The sequence below is a fragment of the Comamonas sp. Z1 genome, from assembly GCF_008121555.1.
Lineage (GTDB): Bacteria > Pseudomonadota > Gammaproteobacteria > Burkholderiales > Burkholderiaceae_C > Comamonas > Comamonas thiooxydans.
Window position 1 is genome coordinate 1 of record NZ_VOQT01000050.1, and the last position, 3,357, is coordinate 3,357.

The following is a 3,357-nucleotide window of genomic DNA, read 5'->3' on the forward strand; positions in this document are numbered from 1 at the left end:
GAAGGCTGATCAGCATGGCAACTCCTTGGCACGGGATTGCCATGTTGCCAGAACTGCTTGCAGTACCTCTCGGCCATGCAGCAACGGACGCTTGTTTTTAAGCAGCCAATCGTCCGGGACCCGACAGATAGATACCACTGAGAAAATCTGGCTGGAAGCTTCGAGCTTTTGCAATGCAGCTTCCAGGCTTCGACGATTGCCAAGCTTGGTCAAAGGATCAGTCTTAACATCATCCTGAAGTTTTTGTATGTTTCTATTGAGCAAGGAAATGCCAATTAACATGGCTTTTTTCAACTCATAGGACTCTATATACCACGATTTTATTTTCTGTATGTTCTTCTCTGTTTCCGGGTGGTCTATGTTTTTTGCACCTTCAGACAGTAATTGCAGCGGTTTTGCAATTCTGTTAGCGCACCAACAGATCAGAAATACAGAAATTACCGCTATAGGTAGCGTCTTAAGAATTACTTGCTTCATCAGCGAGTCCAATGGAGCAAGGGTTGCCGACAGGGGTCTTTGTGCAACGACTCCCCAGTTCGTAGTGGGAATGATTGCATAGCCTGAAATCATCTCAACCCCACGAGTATTCTTAACGATCTGGCTGCCAGACTCACCATTATGAATTTTCTCGGTGACTTCATTGCCGCTCACGAGTGTTCCTACTCGATTTTGGTCAGGATGATAGACAAGCTTTTTGTTCTGATCGACAACATACAGGTATGAGCCATCTTTGTGATAGTGCGTGCCAAGCAGATGGTTGAGGATGCTCTGTTGGTTGAGGTAGATCGTTCCTCCAACCATGCCTAAATAGTTGCCAGATGGGTCGTGGATGGGATGAGAGATGAATACCAGCAAATTTCCGATGGTGGAGATATATGAGTCACTAATTAGCGGTTTCTGCGTTTTTATCGATTCAACGATGCCTGGTGTTGCGAGAGTTCTTCCCGTGAGTTTCAGCGTTTCAGGTGAAGAAGCTAGCACACTAGAGCGAGCATCAACTATAAGAATAGAGTTGAAGCTTTCTGTCTGAGTTTTCAGTCTTTCTGACTCTGATTTTAATACTTCGATGTCATTGAAGTTTTTTGATAAATAGACCGAGCTTGCCGCTAGCTGTTGTTGAGCTGCCCTAAGAAAGTCATCGGTGCTCTTTGCCAGTTTTGTTGCGTAGACGAAATTCCCGTTCAGATTTTCATCTATGAGTTGCTGGCGTTGAACTGTATAGGCTGCGTAGAATGTATTAACTAAAGAGATAAATGCGCTGGCAACCGTGAGCAATAGGATCAAACGCCTAATATCCATTTTGCAAAAAATCTTGCTTATATTGAATTTCACAGAGTTCCTATAAAATAAATTATAATAAAAACTATCGATCTTCATCAATTAATTTGTTTATTTTACTTTTGCATGAGAATTTCCTAGGGTTAGTACCTGTGTAAAAAGTGCAGGCACTATTGACAGGCCCATTTCCTGGCAGCTGCAGGCAACGTTGGCAAGTTGCTATACGGCTTCGCTGCCGCCATGCGTGATTGCTTAGATCAATCTGCGGTGTTTGTAGCTGCTCAAGAATGCGAGGCTTCGAAGTCAACACCGAACAGCTCGCCGCTGCTGTTCTGCCTGAACCTTCTTTTGATCGAGGTAGGTAGCCAGCTTGCTCGCATCCATAGATCATTGGCTCTTGTTGGACCCCAGCCGATAAGCAGACACAGGCAATGCCTGCTTGGCCGGTGCCTGACCGGTGTGCTGGGCGGCCTCGGCCTTCATTTCGACCTGCACCTGGTTCCGGATGCCTGCCAGGTGCAGGTCGGCCAGGTTCTGCAGCTCTTGCAGGTAGCGGAACTCTTCGGGCGAGTCTGTCGACAGATCCTGGGTGCAGACCATCTGCATCATGGCAATGAGGAAGGCGGGCATCGACACCAAGAAGCTCGGGAGCATCGTCAGACCTTGCCATCGAGTGACTGGCAACCGGCGCGACTTGGTCGAGGGTGCCGGCTGGGAGAGGTTGTTTGTGGCCATCGACGACCACGCGCGCATCGACTTCACCGCCATGCATAGCGAGGAGAAGAAGCACGAAGCCGTCCACAACGCGGTGGCGTACTACGCGGGGCTGGGCGTACGCATCACGCCTGCTGACTGACAACGGTGTACCCTTCCGGTCCAGGGAGTTTGCTGCTGCCTGCAAAGCCTTGGGCGTGCAGCACAAATTCACCAGACCGTACCGGCCGCAGACCAACGGCAAGGCCGAGCGGTTCATCCAGTCAGCGCTACGCGAGTGGACCTATGACTGGACGTACCAGAACTCAGCTGAGCGGCCCCATGCTCTGGCGAGCTGGCAGCACTACGACAACTGGCACAGGCCGCACAGCGGCATCGGTCACATCGCTCCGATGTCCAGGCTCAAATCTACAAATAAACTCTTGACGGATCACAGCTAGCGGACCGAAGAGGGGACAGGCTTGTCCAAGGTACTCAATGACATTGTCTGGTTGCGCCAGGCCTGCCTGGGGGCGTGGCACGCTATGGCATGCACAAGCTGGTGCAGGAGCTGCAGAGGCTGTAGATCATTTGCCGTTTGAGAGGTGATCTTGCAAGGTGAGACGACGAATTAGAGCTGCTTAGATTGATTTCTCGAGGGCTGCTCAGTTCAAGAGCTGTAGAAGACTCCTGGCGGTCATGTAAGCTGGCTTTTGGAGGACAGTAGTGAACCTCTATTGATGACTTCCAAGAGTATGCGAGCGGGTTCAATTCTCTCAAGTTAACGCTATTGAAGCGCAAGTCCGTCACTCCAGAGCTAATTCTTACCAAGGGAGTATCTGTGATGTCAGTGCTCAAATCACTCATATGGGTTTTCAGCTGCGTCTTGGCGACGCCGGTTGCGGCGCAGATGCCCCAAGGTGAGTATCTTGACGGAAAGGACTCCAAGGTGGGAGTTGTCCTGGCTCACGGTAGAGGGAACTCTCCAGACGGTAACGTAGTCGGGCCATTGAGGCGTGCTATTCACAAAGACTTGGGCTTTCATACCTTCTCTTTGCGAATGCCGGATCCTGGCGCAGACTCGCCTGATTCGCCCGAGCTTGCCGCCTCGTTTCCGGAGGCCTATCAGCGAATTCAATCTGCAATTGAATATCTGAAAATGCAGAAAGGAGTGGAGCGCGTCTACTTGATGGGGCACAGCATGGGAGGGCGCATGACAACTGGCTTTCTGGCAAACAATCCCACTGCGCCGGTTGTAGTGGAGTGCTCCCCGTATTTGAGGACAGGAACCCTCACGTAATTTAACGGGTTGCCATGGCCTTTCGGCGGAACTCGCGTGGCGAGTGATACCGCAGGGCGCTATGGGGGTGGTGCTCGTTGTAGTGC

The 3,357-nt window shown here is 50.8% G+C and carries 3 protein-coding genes and 1 pseudogene; 2 read left to right on the top strand and 2 right to left on the bottom strand.

The annotated features are described in order from the left end of the window. Positions 1 to 9: 9 nt before the first annotated feature. The gene (locus FSY45_RS27610) at positions 10 to 1,377 is read right to left on the bottom strand and encodes a cache domain-containing protein (RefSeq protein WP_255443516.1); all 1,368 of its coding nucleotides are present in this window, start codon (positions 1,375 to 1,377) and stop codon (positions 10 to 12) included. Positions 1,378 to 1,665: 288 nt separating this feature from the next. Further along, a complete protein-coding gene (locus FSY45_RS27615) occupies positions 1,666 to 1,908 on the bottom strand; it encodes a hypothetical protein (RefSeq protein ID WP_003065021.1) in 243 nt (80 codons plus the stop codon). Here FSY45_RS27615 and FSY45_RS27620 point away from each other — a divergent pair. Continuing rightward, a pseudogene (locus tag FSY45_RS27620) lies at positions 1,907 to 2,432 on the top strand (integrase core domain-containing protein); the annotation flags it as partial. The gene FSY45_RS27615 and the pseudogene FSY45_RS27620 overlap by 2 nt on opposite strands. A 449-nt stretch (positions 2,433 to 2,881) precedes the next feature. Beyond that, on the top strand, positions 2,882 to 3,271 hold the full coding sequence (locus FSY45_RS28590; RefSeq protein WP_370512854.1) for an alpha/beta fold hydrolase: 390 nt from the start codon (positions 2,882 to 2,884) through the stop codon (positions 3,269 to 3,271). Positions 3,272 to 3,357 lie beyond the last annotated feature (86 nt).